Source organism: Gammaproteobacteria bacterium, from assembly GCA_015709635.1.
In the GTDB taxonomy this organism is placed as follows: Bacteria; Pseudomonadota; Gammaproteobacteria; order Burkholderiales; family Nitrosomonadaceae; genus Nitrosomonas.
In genome coordinates, this window is record CP054180.1 from 1,486,622 (window position 1) to 1,508,753 (window position 22,132).

Genomic DNA, 22,132 nt, shown 5'->3' on the forward strand with positions numbered 1-22,132 from the left:
GTGTGTTTTTATGCTGAAATAGTGTTCAATTTCTTTAGGTTAATAGATTACTGTTAATTTCATATGATTGCATAAATTTTTTATTGCTTAATGTGACGTTTGTTACATAACTCTTTACAAAAGCATGTTATGTTAACAGATGTCGATGGCTAGAAATGTTTCCGGTTTAGGTAATAGCATTGAAAATGCCATCAACATTTAGCAAGCTTTTGATATATATAGTGAGGATAACAATCAGCAACGGAATATAAAAAAGATCAAGGAACCGCTTTTTTTGGGAATCAGCTGGTTTTGACCTGCTATTTTGTCGGCTATCTCTCGTCAAAAACTAACAGGAGGACGTATGTTACTGAAGTTTACTAGCGGGTTTGAGGGCAAACCCGAAACAGAGTTAACAGTTGTTGCATATGTTTTTGATCAGCGCGGTGCATTGATTGCTAGTGCACCAGTCAAAAAGAATCAAGTTCAAATCGAAATTAAAGAGGATGTTCAGCGTCCCGCACGCCTGTTCTTTGCATCGCCTTCTCCGTCATTGGATGCCAGCCGGGATAAATCCGTCACCCTCGACGATATGGAGCGGATACGGGCTTATGAAGCGATGTGGAGTTTCGATCCGAAACGGAGTGACTACGAGTTGCTGCCGATTCCAGAGATTAATTGGAAATGGTGGTTGTGGTGTGCATGCCGGGTGCGCGGCACGGTAGTACGTCCGGTTGTGATCGCAGGCGAGCATCACGAAATGCCGGTTTGTCATGCACGCGTGCATGTCTGCGAGGTGGATCGGTTGTACTTGCTGATACCGCGGTTGCCCGACGACATTATCCGCCGTATCCGCGATGAACTGCTCGAGCTGATTGAGATTCCGATTCCGCGGCCACCTGAGCCTGATCCGCCTCCATTTCGCTTCGACGCTGCGATCCGCGATATTTCTGCGCGCAATATCGCCAAGATGCAAGCGGTTTCAGTGACACAAAATGCCAGTTTGCTCAAGCCAGGGGCGAAAGTCACGCTAAACCCGCAGCCATTGCCGCCCAAAGCTGCGTCGATGGATATTCCGTTTGCATTGAAATCCGGTTTAACCTCCGCATCGGTCACTATTATTCGCCAGGCATTGCTCGATCATCATGTGCTGATCCGGCCGTATTTATGTTACTGGCCTTGGCTGTGGCCGTATTTTTACCGTTGCGATGAGGTGGCGGTACTGGATACCGACAGTCAGGGCCGGTTTGATACGACGATTTGGTATTTATGCGCAGGCGATCATCCCGATCTGTATTTCTGGGTGGAATACAGCATTGGCGGTGTGTGGACTACCGTGTATCACTCGCCGATCCGGTGCAATACCTATTGGGATTACGTGTGCGGCAGCGAGGTCACGCTACGTGTAACCGATCCGCGTGTACCTTGGTGCGGCGATCCCAATCCATTGCCGGGAAAACAAGTTGCTGTCATGCTCATCGGTAATGGTGTCAGCATGCCGGAAATTCAACGTGCCAGCGCTGCAGCTGATGAAGGTTTGACTGTGGCAGGCGAGCCATTCGGCGGCAGTTTGGAGCCGCATGTGTGGTTTGGTGATGCGCTTATTTCAAGCGGCATCACGCATTACCGCTGGTCGTACCGGCGCTTGACACTGGCGGATGGCGTAACAGCTTCTGTGGGTGCCTGGCATGCAATGGATAAGGATGTGGTACGCCACTACGCGGAAATTCTTGCCGATAGCACGTTAGCTTTCAAACCTTACCTGCTGGGTCCCGATCCCGCATTTGCCGGACAAAATCTTTTCAAAATCCGCCCAGTCAGTCCACCGCTTAATCCGGGTGCAGTCTCCTCGTCCTGGGCGCCGGAGGTGGATGCACGCGAAAATACCGCCAGCGCTTTTTTCTTGTCGTATTTGCTGGAAGGTGGGAATCCGGATACCGCCGCGGGCAAATATGAGCTTAAGCTGGAATTGTTCAAGAGCGATGGCTCGCTGGTGAATCTCAGCACGGAGGGCGTACTGCTTAAGGTACCGACCGGCGCGGGACCGTTCGGTCCTGGTACGGTGGCTACCGAACTGGTTGCGCATTCTCCGGCGCAAATCGGCGATATGGAAGATCGCGTGATTCGAGACGGTAGCGGCAAGATCGTGGCATTCCGTCTGGTGCTGCGCATCGATAACAACCGCTGTGAAGCGGAAATTTATCCGGTGAGCGTAGATGGACATACGGTCGATGGTTGCGGTTTTACGCAATACCACGACAAAACATCCTCGAATGCGGCTGTCAGTTTTAAAGCACGCCATCCGAACAATTTCGCCACATTCAGTTTCACGATCGCACGCGGCAGTATGGGCATCGTGGAAACCGCCGGCGGACCGGTTGGCAGTAATCCCAGCACCGTGGGCGGTTATGCGCGTAATCCCAGCAGTGTATTCAGCAAAAACGTGCCGGTCGCGGATCTGTTAGGCGATTGCAGTAAAGCAGCATTTGCAGAAAATCTGCATGTCGATGCATTAGCAACCGATGGTTGGAGCACACTGGACTATTTGGATGCCAACGCCACACCGGTGGCTTTTGCGCTGGAACCGGAGCCGCCAGCAGATTAAGCGAGTTCGTATTCTTGAAATGTGCGGGAAACCGGATATTCCTTGCAGTGAAAAGAGTATCCGGTTTCCACACGATACACCCCTGCAGCCTATTCGATAAAGTAAAAAGGAGGATGATTTTGAATCAGAAATCGGGCAGCAATGCGATCGGTACGGATGAGCGCGTAATTTCCGCTACGAACGGGTGGTTGATGGTAGTGCTGCTACTTCCGGCATTATTGTTTGCGGTATTTTTGCTGGCTACTCCGGGCGGTCCTATCAAATTGGCTGCCGGTGCAGTATTGCTGGTTGTGGCGCTGTTTTGTAGTAAAGGCTTATTTACACTCGAGCCCAATCAGGCGGCGGTGATGATTTTTTTCGGCAGCTATGCCGGAACGGTCAATGAAAGCGGCTTTTTCTGGGTTAATCCGTTTTATAACCGAACTCGGGTATCGTTGCGGATCAATAACTGGAATACGCCGGTTCTCAAGGTCAATGATGAGCGCGGCAGTCCGATTGAGATCGCCGCAGTGATCGCGTGGCGCGTGCAAGATACCGCCCGGGCGGTCTTCGATGTTGAAAGTGCGTTGAATTACTTGCAGATTCAAAGCGAATCGGCAATCCGCCAGGTTGCCAGCAGTCATGCATACGACGATGCTGAAGGAGGGCAGCGGAAAAGTCTGCGCACTGACTTGGATGCCATTGCCGGATTGTTGCGCGATTCTATACAACAACACGTCGAGGTGGCCGGTATTGTTATCGAGGAAGCCAAAATCGCGCACTTGGCCTATGCACCGGAAATCGCCAACGCCATGTTGCGGCGTCAGCAAGCCGAGGCGGTGGTGATGGCGCGTCAGAAGCTGGTCGATGGTGCAGTAGGGATGGTCGAAGTGGCGCTGAGAAACCTCGAAGATAAACAAATTGTGTCACTAACACCCGATCAGCGGGCGGTATTGGTTACCAACATGATGACCGTGCTGGTATCCGAATCCGGTGCGCAACCGGTGATTCAGATGGCGCAATCGACGCAGTAAAAAGCAGTTTTGCAGTGCAACAACACGATGTAATAGAAATTTAAATGTAATAATGGATTAAGCAGCATAATTCGTGTTTGACTTTAAGTTGAGATACCTTTATAAATCCGAGTCCGTCGTAATGGTTTTATTCGATGCGATAGAACTGTGAGTTTGTCCTACAACAATAAGGAGATTAACAGCATGTCAGCAATCAAAATTCCATTGTTTCACTTTTTTCAAACCTTTCGTGGTTTCCGTAAACTATTTCTGGGATGCATGCTATGTGCACCGATATTCATTTCGGGTTGCAGCATCGGCGATAAAATCGACAAAGTGACCGATACAGTGAGCGATGTCACCGGAGATACCGTTGCGACATTGAACGATGCAATCGATGCACTCGACCGCAATTCCTCTTCATGGCAAGCGGTGTTGCAAGACACCACGTCGAAACTGACCAAAGACGCGCAATCCACCGTGCGTAACGAAGTATCCGATCTGCTCAATCGCAGTGTCGCCGCAACCGGTGACGAATTGCGTTGTAATATAGACTTTATTGGTGCTCGTGTGCGTCAAGCGTTGGCGGGAATTCGCGCGCGCTTGATGCATCAAACAGTGCCGCCGGTTGAACCGGCACTATGTCATGTAGTGCCAGCAGCGGTGGACATGGCACTGGATCTCAGCCGCCGCAACAAGCTGGAATTCTTCGGCTATGATTTCGATACCACGCCGATCAAAGTAACACTGCACGACGGATCGCGCGCGCAGGATGTTTCCGCCAAACTTGACCGGTTGACGCACTACCACATGACACTTAATCTTGGCGCCAATGGTGTTCCACTATCGAAGGCGAGCGATAAGCTTACCTTGGAATGGCAGAATCGTCCTATTTCCAGTATTGCGGTGATTCAACCCGCGACGCCTGTATGCCGGGAAAAAACCGATACCTATGCGCGCGACACTTATTTATCCTTTACACCGCCACATACCCGGGGTGATAAGGAATTCGACGGTAACGGCCCGGAAGTGTGGGCCAGGGCAAACTGGAGCAGCGATGGCACTCATGTCAAATTAAAGCTCTGGATGAAAGCGCAAGAAACAAAAAGTGACTGGACTACCGCCGAAGGCGAGCGCAATGAAACCTATTACACGGCTCCGCCCGGCTGGCGCATTGACAGCATCGTAAGCGGCATGGAAAGCTCAGCCCACTATGTCGACACGGATCACAATGATGACCGCCAAGGTGGCGGGCCGAACGGACCGATCAAGGAATTCAAATTCCGCGGCGACCATGACGGCGATGACGCCGGCAGTTATACCGGCGTGGACGTGACGTTCAATCCGCTGATGGTTAAATTGGTGGAAGTAGCCAACTGCGCTCCGGCATCGGCTGTTAAATCATTGCAAGTGAAAGACCTGATTGCGCCAGCCACCATCAAACGCTTGCAACCGATGATGTTGAAGCTGCAATCGCCGAAACCTTAGGAAAGCTCTGAAAAAAGTAAGGAGCGACGCACAAGTAGGAAGGTGAAATCAGGCAAAAAATGCTCATTTACCATTTTGGTAAACTGCATTTTCGCCTGAGTTCACAGCAGCATGAATTGATTCTGGCGCAACTTGCTCATCCCCTTTGCCGCTGTCAACATAGAAATTACCGGCCGTCAGCTCCAGATCTCCGCCGAGAATTTTCATGAACATCGACTTGCCGCAACCGTTCGCGCTGATCAACCCATAGCAGTTACCCCCGCCGAATTTAACGGAAACATTCTCAAATAGAGGCTTAGCGCCGAATTGCATGGTGATATTGGCGGTTGTAATCAAAGCGGATACTGCGGATTAGTGTTACAAGAATGGGGCGCGCATTCTAAACGTTTTTCAATGGGTTTGCTGGGTTATGGTGGGTGGTGATCCCTAGATGTGACGATCAATTAAATAAAACTCATAAAACGGTGGTTGTAGGTTATGCTGCGCAATTATTGAGTGAATGGGGGCAGGTATGCAAAAGACTGAACCGCAACACAAACAGAACCAGGACCAGTCCGTACAGCGGCAGGGCAGGGGCGCATCGCTCGAATCGCCGCAGGGTGAAGAGATTGCACAACTGGAAGCGATGGTGGAGGTCAGCCCGCAGGTGAGCAGGCTGGCGCAGCTCGCGGCAGCGGCGAACAACAGCCCGCAAGCCGTTGCACAGCGCAGAATGAGGGATATGATCCGCAATAGCCCGCGCATGGCCGCGCAACGAAAGGCGACAAGCGCCATCCATAACAGCCCGCATGTCACCGCCCAATGGCAACAGCTCGGCAGTCTTGCCGGGAAAACGGCGCAGCGCGAAGAGGCGGAAGAGCCGCTGCAACCCAAAGCCGCCCAGCGTGAGGAGGCTCCGGCGAAACCCAACAACACCGGCCTGCCGGACAACCTGAAGAGCGGTATCGAGTCGCTGTCCGGCATGCCCATGGACAACGTGCGCGTGCACTACAACTCGTCACAGCCCGCACAACTCAATGCGTTGGCCTATGCGCAGGGTACCGACATTCACGTCGCGCCGGGGCAGGAACAGCATCTGCCGCATGAAGCCTGGCATGTGGTGCAACAGGCGCAGGGGCGCGTGCAGCCGACGATGCAGATGAAGAATGGGGTGCCGGTTAACGACGATCAAGGACTGGAGCGTGAGGCGGATGTGATGGGGGAAAAGGCGCTTAAAGGTGCCGAATTCGGCTTGGGGATCACACGGCAGGCGAATGGAGTGACACAAAAGAGGAACATCGGCTTTTCCGGCTCTTTTCCCGTTCAGATGGAAAGTGCCAGTTTTGGTGAAACAACTGTTAACTGGGATACTAGCACCTTGGGAGGTGACCCCGTTGGTACAAAAATGGAAGCTAAAAAATTAAAGAAAGCCTCCATAGGGAAAGATACAAATTTACAAGGCTCGCCGCCGGGGGCCGGTCAACAAAGTACACTCATGAGTTATTTGCCCACTAACCCAAAACTCTCTACGGCAAACAAGTACATTAAAGGTCATCTGCTTAACCATAACATCGGCGGACCGGGGAAAGGTTTCAATATGTTTCCCATAACAGCCTCTGCAAACAAAACCCATCTCACGGCTGTGGAAAAAATCGTGAAAGGCTGGGTCGGCGCGGGCAAGACTGTTGACTATACAGTTGAAGTAACTGGTGTAGATGCTTCTGGCTTGGGCAACAAGGGCGCGAAGAGCGGACAAGTTACTGCCAATTTCCAGTGCGACGCCTCAAATAGTGACGGTGATTCCTTAAATCAAACCATTCCATCGAAACTTGGCGAAAAATCCATAGCTGAAGAAAGCTCCGTTTTTGTAGGTCTTGGCAATCAGGGCGTTTTTGCAGCGGCTTACGATTGGGCTGTTGGAATGGACGATCCCACCGACATGTTATGGGCAGTAGCAGATAAGCTTGCCAAAAAAACCGGCATTGATGAGCAGCTGATGGCGGAAGTGCTTATCTCGATAGTTCTCTTTGATGACACTAGTGACATATCGGAAGACGCATCTAAGGCAATACTTCCGCAACTTGGGTATCTGAAAACCGGTCTAGACTGGAAGAAAGAGCTTGAGCTTTGAATGCGCTGACGCAGATCAATGTAAGTAAATAATATCCAAGGTGTCAGATCTTGACATCACACATTCATCAAAATGAATGGTTTTTCGTTTCAGCTGCCGGCCATGAACGATGTTCCCGTATTCATTCCATGTGCGTTTCATCCACCAGTATACCCGCGCCGTTTCTCATAATTTTTGCAGCCGCTTGCTTGATACGGGATAAGGCGTTTTCAATTCCTATGCGAACAAGGAGATACGCAATTATTCGATTTGCCAGCGGAATTCTTCCAGGTTTGCGTAACAAGGTACCAGGTCTTGAGTTAACACATGACACCAAAATTAGGAAAGGATGGATCAGCAAAAAGTTATTCGTTATGATGCGATTTCGTGCGTCGCTGCTCGGTGCATTGCGCTATGCTTAATGCTACCCTACCAGTCTGACACAAGAAGAAATGGTGCAGCGCATGGGTATATGCAAGCCGGTTATGCCCAGATCGAAGCCGCCAAGAAACACCCGTGCAAAGCAACAATGGAGAAAGCCGCCGCTGCTATGGGCATTACACTGGAACAGTTGGCGTATTGAGGTAGTTGCAAACATCAAGATAGGCGAGAGAGTGAGTACTGCATAACGAAGCGATTCGCTCGTACAGTCAATTATTCAGCGTTTCCTTAGGTGAAGGGGAATAATTCCCGCTTTTTTGCACGCCGGTCTCGATAAAATAGCATCCAGATACCGCACCACATGGTTATAGGGCGAAAAATCAAATTCGCCGCCCAGTGCATAGGACAAAACACCCGCCGTATTGATATCCGCAACGGTAAATTTGCCGGCCACCAGGAAATCTTTACCGGCGAGATGGTTGTTCAATACTTCAAGCGGTTTCATCAGTTTCTTTTCCGCCGCTTGGATGATGTCCGGATTTCTAACTTTTACTTCGAAAACCTTCCGGTGCAGAATAAGATCCACGCAGGCAATTTCCATTTGAGTGACGGCAAAAAGACTCCATTTGTAGATCTGCGCTTCGTCTTCCAGCCGGTCCGCCCACAACTTCCCCGCGCCGTATTTTCTCGCCAGATAAAAATTGATTGCCACCGCTTCGGTCAGCACCAGATCGCCATCGACCAGGGTAGGAACCTGTGCCAGCGGGTTCAGCTTTAAATATTCGAGCGCGTACTTCTCTTTCTCGAATGGGTTGATCCGGACATGCTGAAAATCCAGACCAAGCTCCGCCAACGTGAACAATACATATTTCGCACGTGACCATTCAATGCCATACAAAGTAATCATAATTTTGTTTGAAGCTATCGCTTGTTATTGCATCGCGAGTCCATTATTGCATTTTAGCGGGTCTGTTTGCGCTCCTGGTTTCAAAGGCTCGAATTCGGTTACTGCTGCCAACCGCGGCATTAGACCATCGGCTCCAGATACTCGCTTAAAATCTTCATGAATGTCGATTTACATGGAGTATTGATGTTTGTAATCAAATGGTTTTGTAGCGAATGATGATTGCAATAAAGGGATGCATCTTTTAAAGGTTTCTGAGTGGAATAGTGTGAATTAATCGTAATGAGATTGAACAGAGGTTTTTTTAATGAAAAATTGGAACATACAGGAAATTGCGCGAAATAGCTGTAAGTGATATTGTTGCGATAGTCGAGAATTCATGAGTTTAGGTGTAATACTTATAGTGTTTTGTTTGTATGAATCAGGATGTTTATAAATTAGCTGCAAACATTTGGATGTTTCATAATTTTTAAATTTAAATGGAGAGTAAGATGATTAAACCGTGTTCTCATTTTTACAGCACTATTTTTGTCGCTCATTTGATGATGGCTGCGAGTGTTAGTGCCGCACCAGTATTATGGATCGATGATTCTTCTGGTAAATTAGGCAAAGTTGATGTCGCAACTGGTGCGGTGACCATGGTGGGGAACATGGGAATTACGATGACCGATATTGCTTTTGATCCTAGCGGAAATCTTTTCGGTATTTCATTTAGCAAACTGTACAGTATTAATCAAGTGTCAGCCGCTCCTACCCTTATTGGCGATTTGGGCACTAGTCTTAATTCATTGGTATTTAGTTCTACCGGTACACTTTATGGTGCGAATACGAGCCTCTATTCAATCGATACTTTAACTGGTCATGCGTCTACTATTGGCAATGGTGGAGTATCCTACAGCTCGTCTGGTGATCTGGCTTTCGTGGAAGGAAATTTGTATCTTTCCAGTACTTCCCCGGTGTCAGATAGTCTGATCCAAATCGATAAAGCGACTGGCGCTGGAACAAATATTGGTTCAATGGGGGTGGGAAATGTTTTCGGTATGGCGACGAATGATAATGTCCATCTTTATGGAGTTACAGGAACAAGTATTTATTCGATTGACACATTAACTGGTCATGGTAATTTCTTGATCAGCTATGGTGGACATGGTCTCGGAGCAGCCAATGGAACAGCATTCATTTCTGAAGCCCCTGAACCTGAATCCTATTTAATGTTACTGGCTGGTCTAGGTTTGTTGGGTTACGTTGCTGCACGCCGTAATAACAAAGAAGAGTAGCTTAGTTAATTTTTTAATGATCACTGTTGGGGTGGTGGCATTAAGAATCCCACAATAAACCATTAAAAAGTGCATTATGCCTTCACCGGTTCGGATTCCGGCTCAGCTTGTAACTAATCTGATACTCTGCGCCTTCCGCTTCGATGATGAGCGACGATTCCCGTGTATTTTCGCCTTTCTTCAATGCGGGAATCGTGGCGGTGAAGGGGCCGTCGTCGTCATCGCCGCTATCCAGCTCGAACACGGTGATGTTGAGCCGGTCGCTAAATGCGGTATTTTTAGGGTAATACGAGTTGAGCATGCGCCGTTCGTCGTCGTCGAAGTCTTCGTCGGTGAAGTCGAGGAAGTTGGTGGCCATGTCATCGGCAGTCATAGTGAGGTGGATTTCGTCCGCGCCCAGGCCGCTTTGGTCTTCGATGCTGTAGATTTCCAGGTGGTTCAGGTAGGAAATGCTGTAGCGATAGCCCGCCAGGAATTCATAGTCCGTGGTCTGGCTGCGTTCCAGCAGCATGTAAACATCCTTGATGTCGGCGGCACGGTCATAGCCAATCAATGTGAGTTTGTCTTCATTGGTGGCTTGCTCAAAAGGCGCCGGGGCGGCGATGCCTTCGAACAAACTGAGCTGAATTTTCCGATTGAAATCGTTTTGGATGTAAAACTCCACCCGGTAAGGATTGCCGCTCAACAATTGCTCGGCCAGCGGCGCGCGGAACCAGCATTCGTCGTTGGCGCTGTTTTTCTGGCCGACCGGCAAGCGCGGATCTTTGGGATCGTCGTTCGGCAATAAGCCGATGGCGAGGAAGCGGTTTTCCCCGGTGTGCTTGATGAAGGAAAAAGCAATGTTGCCGGTGAATTGATCGTCTCTTTCAGCGGCTTTCAGGCGGATGAACATCGGCCGGTGCACGTCGACCTGATCGCCGGTTTCGGCAAGCTGGAATTCGTGTTGCAGGCCGTTTAGCCAGTCGTGGTCGAGTCCTATTTCTGTCCATTTGACTTGATTGAACGGGTCAATTTTTGTGGACATTGCGTTGTCGTAATAAAAAGCGGCTTCCAGATTGGGCGAGTAAGTGAAGGTGTACGTGCCCGGTTCATGGATATAAATCCATTGGAATACACCGGGTGACGGTATTTTCAGATCGTTGGCAATGTTGACTTTGACCAATGAATCCGGCGCTTGAAAATGTATAAAATCGCCTTGCAGCTTGGCCTGATTCGGCGTGTTGTACGGAAATTGCCAATGTACTTGTGCCAGAATACCGCGATGGTCGCTCTGGATTCTTTCGAACGCCATATCCAGCGCGGAGAAATTCGATGGCAAAATCCGCATGTGCTGCGCGACCAGACGGCGAGGCGTTTCGCCTATCGCATCGGTGCGTTGCTTCGGAAAGCAGATGTAATCCAGGCGCTCTTTCAGTAGCGCGGGCAAATGCTCGCCTTCCTTCAGATTGGTGTTGGTCAAACCCGGATCCACTTCCATGAAGGCGCCGGGCGGCGTCATGAACGTGCGCCAGCCGTCGGTCAGTTGCCCGGTGAAAATCAGCTGGTTTTGCCTGACGGTGATACCTTGCGAGGCATTGTTGTACGGGCCGCCGTTGTTGATGAAGACATTGGTCCACTCGCCATGACCTTCGACGGAATAGGGCGGTGTGTCGCCGCGGATATTCAAATCGCCGAGCACGATGACTTTATCCCAATTGGCGTTATCTTCCGGCGCGCCGATGAGATCGATCAACGCGCCTTCGATGACTTTCAGTTGGCGCAGGCGGATGGCGTGATGTTCGCCGACTTCCTCGTAAAACGCCTGCAAGTGCGTCAAGGCGATAGTGACGGCTTCAAAGTGCAAGCCGGTGCTGATTTGCACGATGGCCACGCCTTTTTCCGCCAAACCGTCATTACCGGCGCTCATCGGGTAAAAAACACCGGGAATGCCGACGCTGTCGTAGGGATAGAACCGGCTGAGGTTACCGGAAAAGTTTTTATCCGACGGCGGCAACACGAAGAACTCGAATTTGCTGAATATCGCCAGTCCGCCGTCGTCCAGGTCGCCGCTGCCGCCGTCGAACGACACGATGTAATGCGGATACAGATGTTTCAACCCATTTTCCAGAATCTCTTTCGCATCTTCGTTATCCGCTTCGTTGAACACCACCACATCGGGATGCTCATCGAAAGCAAAATTACCGGGATCAAGCGCTTTAACCACCGCTTCAGCGCGCCATTCGGCATCGCTATGAGGACCGGCAGGCCAGGCTTGCGCTTGGATATTCATGGTGAGGATTCTGATGTTTCTCATGATGGGATCGCTCTCAACGGTGGATAATCAATCATGAAGGTCATTGGATATAGAAAGCTGCGTTTATGGGGTGATTGCAGTGCGATGCGATACGGCTTCCAGGAAATTGCGCAAGTGTGGTAAAAGCAGCGATGGTTTTTCTTCTTGCACGGCGTGACCGACGCCGCTCATGATGACAAGTTTTGAATTCAGCAGATTTTCATGCAGACGTTTGCCGACGGCCAGCGGCACGATTTCATCTTCCCGGCTCCAGACGATCAGAGTGGGAATGGTCAGGCTGGCGTAGTTTTCCGCGAATTGCTGCAAATCGGTTGGCAGCATTTGCCGCGCAGACGTCAGCAGCGCGTATTTGGCATCGGGCTTGCCGAGATCGGCGGCATAGTGGTCGATGGCTTCTTGCGGAATCAGATCGTCGTTGAAATACACTATTTGCAGCAGATTCTTCACCTGGAAGGTATTGGGCACGGCATAAGTGATCAATGGCCCCAATACCGGGGTGGCGAGTATTTTTACGAAGCCGGGCAGTTCCTGCGGGTAGGCGACGCTGTCGATGAGTACCAGGCTTTTTTGCACGCCCGGATTGGATGCCGACAGATAGATCGATACCGCCAGTGCGACTCCGCCCCCGTAGGAATGGCCGATGATATGAAGATTCTTCAAATCGTTTTTGAGAATGAAGTTTCTCACCAGTCTGGCTTGTTCGTAAACGGAATACGCATCATCGCGCGGTTTCGGTGAATCGCCGAAGCCTTTCAAGTCAATGGCGATGACCCGGTTCTTTTGCGCCAGCGGCTCAATAATATGCCGCCAGCTGTAACTGCTTGCGCCGAAACCATGAATCAGTAATACCGGTTCGCCGGTGCCGGCGCTCCGGGATGCCAGTTCCAGTGCGTTGGTTTTGTCCAGGTTCCGGTATTGTGTCCAGCCGGGAATGTTTTTATCCATGACAGCACAGCCGCCGGAGGTTAAAACCGTCAATAGCAGCGCGAGTACCGGGAGGAGATTTTTTTTCATTTCAAGGCGTGGATCAGCATCACCAGATCGAATACCGCGCCACCGCAAAATGAGAGTGCGCCAAAAATAGGCAATACTGCAATGTAATTGCATGCGATCTTGAGCCGTTTGGCCTCTTCGTCATTTTCAATCTTCATGTGGCGTGGAATGGATAAGATGACATAGCTGATCAGGTAGAGAAAAATGATGTTTCCGACGGTGAGCGGCAGAAGATTGGTCAGATAGATCGCTACCGGCCCGAGGGATTGCTCGGGGCAATAACCACACTTGTCGATCAATTCAAACAGCATGTCGCGTCTGGCGTTGATGATTTGAAAGAAGCTTAGTGTCGTATTGACTGCACCCCATAAAGCCGCCAATAAAACAATCGGAAGTCCCAATTTATCCATTTGATTGCTTTCCCTGATCATTCCTCATTAAAGGTTAACATGGGGAGATTTAAAACGAAATGAATTGTTATCAGCGGGGGAGAATATGAAGATCAGCGGCGGCATGTCGTGGAGCCGCTGCGGTACGCAGCAAGTTCAAGATGCCTGTTTACCCGGTGAATTGAATCCTACCGCGGCGATCAGCATTCCGAGAACCGCCAGCCCGGCGACAACCGGAAATGCATGCAAATAGCTGCCGGTGATGTCCTTGATACTGCCGGACAGCAGTGTTCCGAGGATGGCACCGGCGCCGTAGGCGGTAAACACCACGCCGTAATTTTGCGCGTAATATTGTTTGCCGAAGAAAATGCCGGTAGCGGTGGGCGCCAATGCCAGCCATCCGCCGAGGCACATCCATAGCACGCAGAATGCAAACAGATACAGTACGGTATTGTCTTGCCCGAAAAAGAACAACAGCAACGATGCACTCAAAATCATCGCGAATGAGACCATAGCGGTATGCTTCGGGCCCAATTTGTCGGTTAGAGCACCGAACAGCGGTCGCCCGAGCCCGTTGAATACCGCAAACAATGACACTGCGAGCGCTGCGGCGGTCGCTTCCAGTTTGGCGATTTCGCTACCCACCGGTGATGCGATGCCGATCGCCATCAATCCTGCCAAACAACCGATGGTGTAGGTCGCCCACAGGGCATAGAAATTCACGGTTCTAAACATGGCTTGCCGGTCTAAATTCAGAGCGGGCAGTACTGCAGCTTCGACCGCAGTGATATGTGCTACCGCAGGCGCCCACCCGGCTGGCGGGAAACGTAAGGTCTGTGCCAGCAACGTGATGATGATCATGAATACGATGCCGAAATAGAAGAACGTATGCATGACGCCGATATCCGGCAGAAGAATCATCGCTTTCATCAGCGGTGCGATGAGCAATGCCGATACGCCAAAACCCATGACCGTCAAGCCGATTGCCAGGCCGCTTTGCCGCTGGAACCATTGCGCCACCACGGCAATCGGGCAGCCGTACACAATGCCGCCCCCGGCACCGCCGATGACACCGTACAAAAGTGTCAGGGTGACAATATCTGCGGAAAAACTGGCTGCGATCCATCCGGTTCCCGCTAGTAAACCACCGAGCATCGCCGTTTTTCGCGGCCCCCAGCGTGCGATCAGATTGCCCGCTAGCGGCATCGCAACCGCAAACACGGCCAGAAACACCATGAACGGATAACCGCTCTGGCTCGACGTAATTCCCCACAAACCTTCCAACGGTTTGCGGAAAACACTGAAAGCATAAATCGATCCCAAGCAAACATTGATCAATAATCCGATGGCCACAAATCCCCAGCGGCCTTTTACCGCTTTCATGCCGAATAATTTCAAATCATGTTGAGTCATATTACTTTTTTTTCTAAAAGGGTACTTTTGCCAGATGCAAAGCCGCTTTTGCCGATCATACCGGTTCTTGATCTTTGTTGGGAGTTAATCCGGGCGATTGCTTCGATTAACTTTGGGAGAAGTCAAAATGCTACTGGGGAGGGTGAATCGCGTGGTGTAGAGTCAAGGTTGCTGCTGATAACTTAATCGGTTAGTTGTTATTTTGTTGCCGCACTACGATTGAAAACTCGAATGACGTGAAGAATGGGAAGAGCCACCCTGTAGGGTGGCTCTGACTAACAATGATTACAAGACAGCGGTATTTTCTGCAGCAGTAGCTGGAAATTCAGCAGATTGATTCAACGCTTCCAGCGCAAATTCCAACATCGGGGTATGCTTACTCATCAGGCGAACTTGCAGTGAATCTGGCAATGCATTGAGAGGGGCTCCGCCCGGATAACTGAAGTTGATGGCAACTTGATCACCTTTGGATACCTTAATCGGCTCGGCTAACGGGAAGATGATGTATTGCGTGTGCCAGTCAATGGTGCTGTATGTCTGCATATTGATGGCCAGTATATTTTTGGTGATGAGCCGCAAGGCATTGAGTTGGCCGTTTTCGGTGATAAGAATTTCTCCATCGCACGCACAAATCTGACTGAATGGTTCTTCGTAAGACAGCAATTGAAACACTTCGGGATCTCCGAGGCTTTTGCTTCTTTCCTGAATGAAATAAGGATCTTGAAATAAAATCGTAGGTGCATGGAAGTTTTCAAAATTGAAGTTTTGCTCAATTGGTTGAATGGCTTGAATGCTACCTTCCGGTACGAAAACAGGCAGCGGGCCGCCAAATTTTTCCAGGTAACGCTTTTTGAAGGAATCGATTACCGGCATTTGTTTTTCACGCAACAAGCCGGTGTGCAGCATTTCGCAGATCACCACATCGACAGGTTCCGGCGGCAAATAATGCATGGCATCAGCCTGGATGACTTCGACTTTATCGCCATTGATGTTTTTTGCAAGTAAGTTGCGCGCAGCATTGACCAATTCAGGGTTGCGTTCGACACAATAAACTTTCTGCGCTTTTTGCGCGGCAAAAAACGATTGCACACCGGTACCGCCACCTAACTCCAGAACCTTAGCGCCGGGCTTGACGACTAAATCAATCGCTTCTTTAAAGCCTTTCATGCGGAAGGGATCATTCAGCATGTTGTGATGGTAATGCAGAGGGATGAATTGACCGAGCTCCAAGCTGTCGAATTTGTTTTTCATAGGGATTCCTGAATATTTAATACTGCGGGTTTATAAGGGGTTGCTGTGAAGCCTATACAGCAATGATCATGCCAGCCAGCGCAAGGGCTTGTGTTGGTTGTATTGAAGCTTTTTTACTGTTCGTTTTATATAAACTGACAAAGAATAAGACCGGCAAATATTGCCGCGCTAATGGTTCAAATAGCCGGTTGATTGACCGAATGATTGGAAGTGGAAGGTGTAGGTCATGCCGAAGTATTTTAAATTACGATATTTAGAGCCTTTTTCCCGCAGTACTTCTTAGATTGATCGCTTCTTGAGGCATGATATGATGATTGTCTGCTGTCGAAAATGTATTCAAAATATTTTTATTATTTTCTAAAGTTGCGTGGAATTTGGTCGCTATCATAGCAGCTTTAGCCACCATCCAATTCCCAAGCCCGATAAAATAAGGCTCTTCGCGTGTAGGTAAATTTCCTACATTGCGATAAGAAGATTACCTAACTCTGTTTAAGCTCAACTTCCATTTACTTCCACTGTCACATCATTGAAAATTTCACCTGTGCGTTACAGGGGTTTGTTGAAAATAATTTTTAATTGGAAGGGGTGATGAAATGGAAACCAATCAACTTTTAGATGAAATCAGGGACATCAATTTAAGTTATTTATTGCTGGCCAAACAGATGCTGCGCGACGACAGGGTGTCGGCGATGTATCGCCTAGGGATTAATCAAGACATCGCGGATATTCTGGATCGATTGAGTTCTGCGCAACTCATTAAAATGGCGGCTTCCAATATGCTGCTGTGCCGCTTTCGTTTTGACGATCGATTGATTGCGGATATGTTATCGAGCGATAATCGTGATCAATCCGTTACCAAATCGCATGCGGCCATTTTAATGGCGGGTAAATCGGCGGAAGCCATTGCCTAACCTACGCTTCAATCGAACAGCCAGAGGAGAAAATATCATGCGCAATCGAAGCCTTATTACCGAAGCCAAGCAAATTCATTTAGCAACGGAATTAATCGAACTGGGCGCCCGGCTCCAGGTTTTAGAAATGAACACCAATCTGAGCCGCGAGCGATTGGTGAAACTCTATAAAGAAATCAGAGGCGTATCTCCTCCCAAGGGTATGCTGCCTTATTCGGAAGATTGGTTTATGAGCTGGCAACCGAATATGCACTCATCGTTATTCATCAATATTTACAATTACGTAACAGCAAATACCGGAATTGACGGCATCGATGCGCTGATTAAAAGTTACCGGCTTTACATCGAACACATCCAGGTCAGTCAACAAGAAAAAGTATTAAGTTTGACACGCGCGTGGACTTTGGTGCGCTTCGTGGACAGCGGTGTATTGTGTATCGCGCCTTGTGTGAATTGCCGCGGAAAGTTTGTCGTGCATTCATTGGAGATTCACTCCAACCACGTTTGCGGTCTGTGCAATATTCCTTCGCGCGCCGGAAAGACCAAAAAGGCGGCTTTGGCAAACTTTCATTAAGCAGGCATCAGCATCATTATCCGCTGATGTCGGCTGGATTATTTCAGCAGGTTTTTAATGCGGCTTAACGCCTGCTTCAAGTTGTCCATTGAAGTGGCAAAAGATAAACGCATATAACCTTCACATCCGAAAGCGGAACCGGGAACTACGGCTACGCCCGCTTTTTCCAGCAGATATTCGCTGAATGCGATATCGGTCGGTGTACTGAGCAAACTGCTTTTATGCAAATCGCGAATCGATTGGCGAGCATCGGCGAATGCATAAAATGCGCCTTCCGAAGACAAACAACGCACCCCATTGATTTGATTCAATTGTTCGGTGACAAAGATATTGCGCTCTTTGAACGCTGCAATCATCGGATTCATGCAGGATTGATCGCCGTTCAACGCCGTTTCGGCCGCCGCTTGCGAAATGGAACTCGGGTTGGATGTGCTTTGCGATTGTATGTTTTCCATTGCAGTGATGATGCGAGCCGGACCGCCGCAATAACCGATGCGCCATCCGGTCATTGAATACGCTTTGGAAACACCATTCAGAACGATTGTTTGCGGAAACAATTCCGGACAAGCGTTGACGATGTTGTTGAATTTCTGACCCGACAGCAGGATATGCTCATACATGTCATCGGTTGCGATCAGAATGTGCGGATGCTTACGCAATACGGCACCCAGCGCTTTGAGTTCATCGACGGTATAAACCGCACCCGACGGATTGCTCGGGCTATTGATGACAAACATCTTGGTTTTCGGGGTAATCGCGGCTTCCAGTTGCTGTGCGGAGATTTTGAAATTCTGTTCGATACCGGTGTCGATAAAAACCGGCTTGCCTTCTGCGATCAGCACGATATCCGGATAAGAAACCCAATAAGGCGCGGGGATGATGACTTCGTCACCCGGGTTGATCACCGCTAACGCCAGATTAAAAAAGCTCTGTTTGCCGCCACAGGAAACCAGAATTTGTTTGGCATCAAAATCAAAATTATTTTCCCGCTTGAATTTAGCCACAATGGCGTTTTTCAGACCCGGTGTGCCGCCGACTGCGGTGTATTTGGTTAATCCCTTGTTAATCGCGGCGATGGCGGCATCTTTAATGTGCTGAGGGGTATCGAAATCAGGTTCGCCCGCTCCCAATCCAATGATGTCTTTGCCTTCCGCTTTGAGTTTTGCGGCCCGGGCAGTGACTGCAAGAGTAGGAGATGGTTTGATGGTTTGAACGCGGCTAGAGAGTTCCACAAAAATCCTCGCACTAAAATAAATAGACCAACATGTTAGAATGACACGAAAAAACAATTCAATAATGGAATTATACCTGTGATCGTAACCTTCCCCAATAGTCCGTATAAATTACAGCAAGCTTTTGAACCGGCGGGTGACCAGCCGGTGGCAATTGAGCAATTGGTCGAAGGTATCAGCGATGGTCTGGCGTTTCAGACCTTATTGGGTGTTACCGGTTCCGGAAAAACCTACACGATCGCCAATATGATCGCGCGTCTTGGCCGTCCGGCCATTGTAATCGCCCCGAATAAAACGCTGGCGGCGCAACTGTATGCGGAGATGCGCGAATTTTTCCCGGAAAACGCCATCGAGTATTTCGTTTCTTATTACGATTATTATCAGCCCGAAGCGTATGTTCCCGCGCGCGATCTATTCATCGAAAAAGACTCCAGCATCAACGAACATATCGAGCAAATGCGTTTATCCGCGACCAAATCGCTGCTGGAGCGCGATGATGCCATCATCGTCGCCACGGTGTCGTGCATTTACGGTATTGGTGATCCGGTGGATTATCACGGCATGATTCTGCACTTGCGCAACGGCGAAAAAATGTCGCAGCGTGATGTCATCAAGCGGTTGACCGAAATGCAGTACGAGCGCAATGAATTGGAATTCAAGCGCGGTGTTTTCCGTGTGCGCGGCGATGTGGTCGATGTGTTTCCCGCGGAAAATTCGGAAGCCGCGTTGCGCATCTCGTTATTCGACGATGAGGTCGATAGCTTATCGTTATTCGATCCGCTGACCGGACACATGCTGCAAAAGCTGTCGCGCTTTACCGTTTACCCCTCCAGTCATTACGTCACACCGCGCAGCACGACGTTGCGCGCGATGGAAACGATCAAAACCGAGTTGCGCGAACGGCTGGAGTATTTCTATCAGGAAAACCGGTTGGTCGAAGCGCAACGCCTGGAGCAACGCACCCGGTTCGACCTGGAAATGCTGAATGAATTGGGTTTTTGCAAAGGCATCGAAAATTATTCCCGTCATTTATCCGGCAAGAAGCCCGGCGAACCGCCACCGACACTGCTGGATTATCTGCCGAATAACGCGCTGATGATCATCGACGAAAGCCATGTTACCGTACCGCAGATCGGCGGCATGTATAAGGGTGACCGTTCGCGTAAGGAAAATCTGGTGAATTATGGCTTCCGCTTACCATCGGCGCTGGATAACCGGCCGTTGCGCTTTGAGGAATTCGAAAAGCGGATGCCGCAAACTATTTTCGTCTCGGCCACGCCTGCCGATTACGAAAAGCAACATAGCGGCCAAGTGGTGGAACAGGTGGTCAGGCCGACGGGATTGGTCGACCCTATTATTGAAGTGCGTCCGGTTACAACGCAGGTGGACGATTTGATGTCCGAGGTGACTCTGCGCACAGCGAAGCATGAGCGTGTGCTGGTGACGACGTTGACCAAGCGCATGGCGGAAGATTTGACGGATTATTTTTCTGATCATCAAATCAAAGTACGTTATCTGCACTCCGATATCGACACCGTCGAACGTGTCGAGATTATCCGCGATTTGCGCCTGGGACAATTCGACGTGCTGGTCGGTATCAACTTATTGCGCGAAGGTCTGGATATACCGGAAGTATCGCTGGTTGCGATTCTGGATGCGGATAAGGAAGGTTTTTTGCGCTCCGAGCGTTCACTGATTCAAACCATCGGCCGTGCCGCCCGGCATATCAACGGTACAGCGATTTTGTACGCCGACAACATAACCCGGTCCATGCGTGTTGCCATCGATGAAACCAACCGGCGGCGCGAAAAGCAATTACAGCATAATCTGCGCAATCACATTACACCGCGTTCGGTGCATAAGCGGATTAAAGATCTGATCGACGGCGTCTATAACCACGAATCGGCGCAGCAGAATCTCAAGGCTGCGCAGGTGCAGGCGCGCTACGATGCGATGAATGAAGCACAATTGGCCAAGGAAATTCAACGAGTCGAAAAGAAAATGCTGAATGCCGCCAAGAATCTGGAATTCGAGCAAGCAGCCCAATACCGCGATGAACTGAAAGGTCTCAAGAACAAGCTGCTGATCGGTTTCACCGACGTAGCTTGAGCGGTTATTTCTTCACTTGCGTGGAAGAAACAAAAATGAGCGTGCCGAAAGTGCGGTTCAAGGTTTTACTGGTGAAGTTAGTCATCACCATTTCTTGAACGAAACGGATATGGTCGCCTTTGTTGACTTTAGTCGTTGGCGCTGCGATCCAGAAACGGTTGCCGCCGTTTTCCAGCTCCATGTAGGTATAACCGGTGGTATCGATGACGGAAACGACGGTTCCTTCGTTATTCGCCATGTTTCCATTCGAGGCTTGTTGCGGTGCTTGCGAATCTTGCGGTTCATGGTGAATCGCCATGACCTGGGAAGCGTTGAATAATATGCATCCCACCAAAACGATGAGAGATAGGGAAGAAATTTTCATAAGTGCTCCAAAGTAACTGTTCTGATGGGTGCGGTATCATACACCGCCTGTTATTTTGTTCCAATATTGATTGATGCCGCAAATGCTCTTTCCTGGCGGACCTTCTCGAAAAAGCAAATGGCGGCTGCGGCTGCGGCATTCAATGACTCGGTTTTGCCGGGCATGGGAATGACGATGTTCTCGTTCGATGCTTGAATCATTTCCTTGGATAATCCGGCGCCCTCGTTGCCGAATACGAAAGCGGTGGGGCCGACTAGCGAGATTTCAAAAAGATTCCGCGTGGCCTGTATCGATGTGGCAATGATCGTGCCGGAGAATTGCTGGGCGATTTTTTGCAAATCGCTATCTTCATGGATGCGCAAGAAAAAATGTGCACCCATGGCGGCACGCAGGGTTTTGGGCGACCAGGCATCGGCGCATTGCTTGGATAAATAAACATCTTTGACGCTGGCTGCGGCTGCGGAGCGCAGAATAGAACCAAGATTTCCGGGATCCTGAATGGCTTCCAGCAAAACACTGAATGTCTCCTTGCCGTTGCTCACATCTTTCTTCAAGCCGGGCTGCGTGATCAGCGCGAGAATGCCGGACGGCGTTTTAACCGGTGATATCGCATGAAATAAAGCATTACTGACGATCGTCAGTGTCGGAGGTACATGACCGAAGAGGATGGTAAGAAAATGCTCATTCTCGGCATCGTCGATATACGCTTGGCTGACGATCAGATTTTCCGGCGCGCCCAGCACCGAGCAATAGATTTGAATCAAATGAATGCCGTCGAGTAGCGTCAACCCGGTTTTCTTACGGTATTGCGCTGATCCCTCCAGCTTGATGAGCTGCTTGATAAGGGGATGGTCGCGTGAGGTAATGATCGGCATGCTGGGTTCCCAC

The 22,132-nt window shown here is 49.7% G+C and carries 18 protein-coding genes and 2 pseudogenes; 9 read left to right on the top strand and 11 right to left on the bottom strand.

Annotation, left to right across the window (positions count from 1 at the left end; genetic code table 11):
* The first annotated feature begins 343 nt into the window (after nt 1-343).
* From HRU78_06780 to HRU78_06790, 3 genes are all read left to right on the top strand, one after another.
* On the top strand, nt 344-2,584 hold the full coding sequence (locus tag HRU78_06780) for a hypothetical protein (protein QOJ23397.1): 2,241 nt from the start codon (nt 344-346) through the stop codon (nt 2,582-2,584).
* 113 nt (nt 2,585-2,697) lie between these two features.
* Complete coding sequence (locus tag HRU78_06785; protein QOJ23398.1) at nt 2,698-3,597, top strand: SPFH domain-containing protein; 900 nt, start codon at nt 2,698-2,700, stop codon at nt 3,595-3,597.
* A 183-nt stretch (nt 3,598-3,780) separates the two neighbouring features.
* The gene (locus tag HRU78_06790; protein ID QOJ23399.1) at nt 3,781-5,064 is read left to right on the top strand and encodes a hypothetical protein; all 1,284 of its coding nucleotides are present in this window, start codon (nt 3,781-3,783) and stop codon (nt 5,062-5,064) included.
* A gap of 113 nt (nt 5,065-5,177) precedes the next feature.
* Here HRU78_06790 and HRU78_06795 read toward each other — a convergent pair.
* Nucleotides 5,178-5,400 (bottom strand): annotated as a pseudogene (locus HRU78_06795) (ATP-binding cassette domain-containing protein).
* 406 nt (nt 5,401-5,806) lie between these two features.
* On the opposite strand from HRU78_06795, the gene HRU78_06800 reads away from it, so the two are divergent.
* On the top strand, nt 5,807-7,174 hold the full coding sequence (locus HRU78_06800; protein QOJ24953.1) for a DUF4157 domain-containing protein: 1,368 nt from the start codon (nt 5,807-5,809) through the stop codon (nt 7,172-7,174).
* A gap of 416 nt (nt 7,175-7,590) precedes the next feature.
* Nucleotides 7,591-7,736 (top strand): annotated as a pseudogene (locus HRU78_06805) (helix-turn-helix transcriptional regulator).
* Nucleotides 7,737-7,811: 75 nt separating this feature from the next.
* Here the strand turns inward: HRU78_06805 and HRU78_06810 are convergent.
* Nucleotides 7,812-8,441 (bottom strand): glutathione S-transferase family protein, encoded by a 630-nt coding sequence (locus tag HRU78_06810; GenBank protein ID QOJ23400.1) that lies wholly within the window; start codon nt 8,439-8,441, stop codon nt 7,812-7,814.
* 488 nt (nt 8,442-8,929) lie between these two features.
* Here HRU78_06810 and HRU78_06815 point away from each other — a divergent pair, with 488 nt between their 5' ends.
* Complete coding sequence (locus tag HRU78_06815; GenBank protein ID QOJ23401.1) at nt 8,930-9,715, top strand: PEP-CTERM sorting domain-containing protein; 786 nt, start codon at nt 8,930-8,932, stop codon at nt 9,713-9,715.
* 82 nt (nt 9,716-9,797) lie between these two features.
* Here the strand turns inward: HRU78_06815 and HRU78_06820 are convergent, their stop codons facing one another.
* The 6 genes from HRU78_06820 to HRU78_06845 all read right to left on the bottom strand — a co-directional run bounded on the left by HRU78_06820 (nt 9,798) and on the right by HRU78_06845 (nt 16,460).
* Nucleotides 9,798-12,008 (bottom strand): endonuclease/exonuclease/phosphatase family protein, encoded by a 2,211-nt coding sequence (locus tag HRU78_06820; GenBank protein ID QOJ23402.1) that lies wholly within the window; start codon nt 12,006-12,008, stop codon nt 9,798-9,800.
* Between the two features lie 63 nt (nt 12,009-12,071).
* Nucleotides 12,072-13,022: an alpha/beta hydrolase gene (locus HRU78_06825; GenBank protein QOJ23403.1), complete on the bottom strand. Its 951-nt coding sequence runs from the start codon at nt 13,020-13,022 to the stop codon at nt 12,072-12,074.
* A complete protein-coding gene (locus HRU78_06830) occupies nt 13,019-13,411 on the bottom strand; it encodes a hypothetical protein (protein QOJ23404.1) in 393 nt (130 codons plus the stop codon). The genes HRU78_06825 and HRU78_06830 overlap by 4 nt, the downstream gene beginning before the upstream one ends.
* Before the next feature lie 135 nt (nt 13,412-13,546).
* The gene (locus HRU78_06835; protein QOJ23405.1) at nt 13,547-14,803 is read right to left on the bottom strand and encodes an OFA family MFS transporter; all 1,257 of its coding nucleotides are present in this window, start codon (nt 14,801-14,803) and stop codon (nt 13,547-13,549) included.
* Between the two features lie 285 nt (nt 14,804-15,088).
* The gene (locus HRU78_06840) at nt 15,089-16,054 is read right to left on the bottom strand and encodes a methyltransferase domain-containing protein (protein QOJ23406.1); all 966 of its coding nucleotides are present in this window, start codon (nt 16,052-16,054) and stop codon (nt 15,089-15,091) included.
* Between the two features lie 253 nt (nt 16,055-16,307).
* Nucleotides 16,308-16,460 carry a hypothetical protein gene (locus HRU78_06845; GenBank protein ID QOJ23407.1) on the bottom strand — a complete coding sequence of 51 codons (153 nt, stop codon included), beginning with the start codon at nt 16,458-16,460 and terminating at the stop codon, nt 16,308-16,310.
* Nucleotides 16,461-16,647: 187 nt separating this feature from the next.
* Between HRU78_06845 and flhD the strand changes: the two genes are divergently transcribed.
* Together flhD and flhC are read left to right on the top strand one after the other, a co-directional pair.
* Nucleotides 16,648-16,965: a flagellar transcriptional regulator FlhD gene (flhD, locus tag HRU78_06850; protein QOJ23408.1), complete on the top strand. Its 318-nt coding sequence runs from the start codon at nt 16,648-16,650 to the stop codon at nt 16,963-16,965.
* 37 nt (nt 16,966-17,002) lie between these two features.
* A complete protein-coding gene (flhC, locus tag HRU78_06855) occupies nt 17,003-17,539 on the top strand; it encodes a flagellar transcriptional regulator FlhC (GenBank protein ID QOJ23409.1) in 537 nt (178 codons plus the stop codon).
* Between the two features lie 38 nt (nt 17,540-17,577).
* On the opposite strand, the gene HRU78_06860 is transcribed toward flhC, so the two are convergent.
* Nucleotides 17,578-18,771: a pyridoxal phosphate-dependent aminotransferase gene (locus tag HRU78_06860; GenBank protein QOJ23410.1), complete on the bottom strand. Its 1,194-nt coding sequence runs from the start codon at nt 18,769-18,771 to the stop codon at nt 17,578-17,580.
* 78 nt (nt 18,772-18,849) lie between these two features.
* On the opposite strand from HRU78_06860, the gene uvrB reads away from it, so the two are divergent.
* Nucleotides 18,850-20,880, top strand: a complete 2,031-nt coding sequence (uvrB, locus tag HRU78_06865; GenBank protein ID QOJ23411.1) for an excinuclease ABC subunit UvrB — start codon at nt 18,850-18,852, stop codon at nt 20,878-20,880.
* Between the two features lie 4 nt (nt 20,881-20,884).
* Here uvrB and HRU78_06870 read toward each other — a convergent pair whose 3' ends face one another.
* Together HRU78_06870 and HRU78_06875 are read right to left on the bottom strand one after the other, a co-directional pair.
* Nucleotides 20,885-21,244: a hypothetical protein gene (locus HRU78_06870; GenBank protein QOJ23412.1), complete on the bottom strand. Its 360-nt coding sequence runs from the start codon at nt 21,242-21,244 to the stop codon at nt 20,885-20,887.
* Between the two features lie 50 nt (nt 21,245-21,294).
* Nucleotides 21,295-22,119, bottom strand: a complete 825-nt coding sequence (locus HRU78_06875) for an RNA methyltransferase (GenBank protein ID QOJ23413.1) — start codon at nt 22,117-22,119, stop codon at nt 21,295-21,297.
* Between the last annotated feature and the right edge of the window lie 13 nt (nt 22,120-22,132).

Excerpts from the sequence above, each read along its gene's own strand:
- HRU78_06780 (QOJ23397.1), top strand. The coding sequence starts at position 344 with ATGTTACTGAAGTTTACTAGCGGGTTTGAGGGCAAACCCGAAACAGAG.
- HRU78_06785 (QOJ23398.1), top strand. The coding sequence starts at position 2,698 with ATGATTTTGAATCAGAAATCGGGCAGCAATGCGATCGGTACGGATGAG.
- HRU78_06790 (QOJ23399.1), top strand. The coding sequence starts at position 3,781 with ATGTCAGCAATCAAAATTCCATTGTTTCACTTTTTTCAAACCTTTCGT.
- HRU78_06800 (QOJ24953.1), top strand. The coding sequence starts at position 5,807 with ATGGCCGCGCAACGAAAGGCGACAAGCGCCATCCATAACAGCCCGCAT.
- HRU78_06810 (QOJ23400.1), bottom strand. The coding sequence starts at position 8,441 with ATGATTACTTTGTATGGCATTGAATGGTCACGTGCGAAATATGTATTG.
- HRU78_06815 (QOJ23401.1), top strand. The coding sequence starts at position 8,930 with ATGATTAAACCGTGTTCTCATTTTTACAGCACTATTTTTGTCGCTCAT.
- HRU78_06820 (QOJ23402.1), bottom strand. The coding sequence starts at position 12,008 with ATGAGAAACATCAGAATCCTCACCATGAATATCCAAGCGCAAGCCTGG.
- HRU78_06825 (QOJ23403.1), bottom strand. The coding sequence starts at position 13,022 with ATGAAAAAAAATCTCCTCCCGGTACTCGCGCTGCTATTGACGGTTTTA.
- HRU78_06830 (QOJ23404.1), bottom strand. The coding sequence starts at position 13,411 with ATGGATAAATTGGGACTTCCGATTGTTTTATTGGCGGCTTTATGGGGT.
- HRU78_06835 (QOJ23405.1), bottom strand. The coding sequence starts at position 14,803 with ATGACTCAACATGATTTGAAATTATTCGGCATGAAAGCGGTAAAAGGC.
- HRU78_06840 (QOJ23406.1), bottom strand. The coding sequence starts at position 16,054 with ATGAAAAACAAATTCGACAGCTTGGAGCTCGGTCAATTCATCCCTCTG.
- HRU78_06845 (QOJ23407.1), bottom strand. The coding sequence starts at position 16,460 with ATGGTGGCTAAAGCTGCTATGATAGCGACCAAATTCCACGCAACTTTA.
- flhD (QOJ23408.1), top strand. The coding sequence starts at position 16,648 with ATGGAAACCAATCAACTTTTAGATGAAATCAGGGACATCAATTTAAGT.
- flhC (QOJ23409.1), top strand. The coding sequence starts at position 17,003 with ATGCGCAATCGAAGCCTTATTACCGAAGCCAAGCAAATTCATTTAGCA.
- HRU78_06870 (QOJ23412.1), bottom strand. The coding sequence starts at position 21,244 with ATGAAAATTTCTTCCCTATCTCTCATCGTTTTGGTGGGATGCATATTA.
- HRU78_06875 (QOJ23413.1), bottom strand. The coding sequence starts at position 22,119 with ATGCCGATCATTACCTCACGCGACCATCCCCTTATCAAGCAGCTCATC.